This is a genomic window from Streptomyces sp. NPDC058964, from assembly GCF_042741275.1.
Classification (GTDB): domain Bacteria; phylum Actinomycetota; class Actinomycetes; order Streptomycetales; family Streptomycetaceae; genus Streptomyces.
The window spans coordinates 1-1,223 of record NZ_JBHYKH010001008.1 but is presented as its reverse complement, the minus strand read 5'-3'; the positions used below and the strand labels follow the sequence as shown (position 1 = coordinate 1,223).

Annotated in this window: 1 protein-coding gene and 1 pseudogene; both read right to left on the bottom strand. The window is 72.6% G+C overall.

The window, feature by feature from the left end; all coding sequences use genetic code 11:
* Window positions 1-754 (bottom strand): L-histidine N(alpha)-methyltransferase (gene egtD, locus ACFW2E_RS47240; RefSeq protein WP_384478445.1); only part of this gene is annotated, 754 nt, incomplete at its 3' end.
* A pseudogene (locus ACFW2E_RS47235) lies at window positions 751-1,223 on the bottom strand (class II glutamine amidotransferase); the annotation flags it as partial. The gene egtD and the pseudogene ACFW2E_RS47235, both read right to left, overlap by 4 nt.

Below are 1,223 nucleotides of genomic sequence, written 5' to 3'. Positions count from 1 at the left end.
GCCGCATCTCGATCCACTCGTTCCCGGCGTCCCACAGCGCGACGTGGTCGAAGGCGTCCGGATCGAAGTCGGCGCCCAGTTCACGGTTGACGACGGCCAGGACGTTCTTGTTGAACTCGGCGGTCACGCCGGCCGCGTCGTCGTACGCCCTGACCAGCACGTCCTCGTCCTTGACCAGGTCGGTGCCGAGCAGCAGCGCGTCGCCCGGCGACAGCAGCCCGCGCACCGACGCCAGGAACTCGGCGCGTTCGGCGGGCAGCAGGTTGCCGATGGTGCCGCCAAGGAAGGCGACCAGCCGGGGGCCGGGCGTGTCCGGCAGCTTCAGCCGGGCCGTGAAGTCGGCGATCAGCGCGTGCACGGAGAGCCCCGGCCGTGCCTCGACGAGGGCCTGTCCGGCCTGGGTGAGCGCGCTCTCGCTGACATCGACGGGGACGTAGGTGTTGAGGTCGGTCAGGGCGTCGAGCAGGTACCGCGTCTTCTCCGAGGAACCGGAGCCCAGTTCCACCAGCGTGCGGGCGCCGGCCGCGATCGCGATCTCGCCGGCCCGGGCGGCGAGGATCTCGCGCTCGGCGCGGGTCGGGTAGTACTCGGGCAGTTCGGTGATCTTCTCGAACAGTTCGCTGCCCCGGGCGTCGTAGAACCATTTCGGCGGCAGCGTCTTGGGGCGGGCGGTGAGGCCGTCGTGGACGTCGGCGCGCAGCGCTGCGTCCGTCGCGTCCTCGGGAAGGGTGCGGGTGACTTGCAGGGAACTCACGTACAGGGCTCCTTCGGGGATGGGGGTCCCCCCGCTCGAACGGAGCTGGGAGTGGGGGAGGATGCGGGGTCCTCGACCGGGGTGAGCAGCACGCCGGCGCGGCGCGCCGTCAGCAGCGTGCGGTCGGGGACCTCCCGCCAGTGCGGGTCGTCGTCGTAGGGCTCGGAGGCCACGACGGCGTGTCGGCCGGGTTCCACGAGATACCAGAGGGTGTCGCCCCAGGCGGTGGCCCAGATGGTCTCGCCGTCGGTGAGCAGCAGGTTGAGGCGGGAGGCCGGGGCCGCCCCGGCGACCTGCTGAACCGTTTCGGCAAGGGCTCGTCCCGCATCGTCGCCACGGCGCAGCCGGTGCAGGACCAGCGCCCACACGAACGCCGAGTCGGTGCGCGCCTCCAGCGACAGCAGGTCCACCGCCGGCAGCCCGGGGACCAGCGGCGCCGCCGACTGCGGCCAGCCGGCGACGGCGCCGT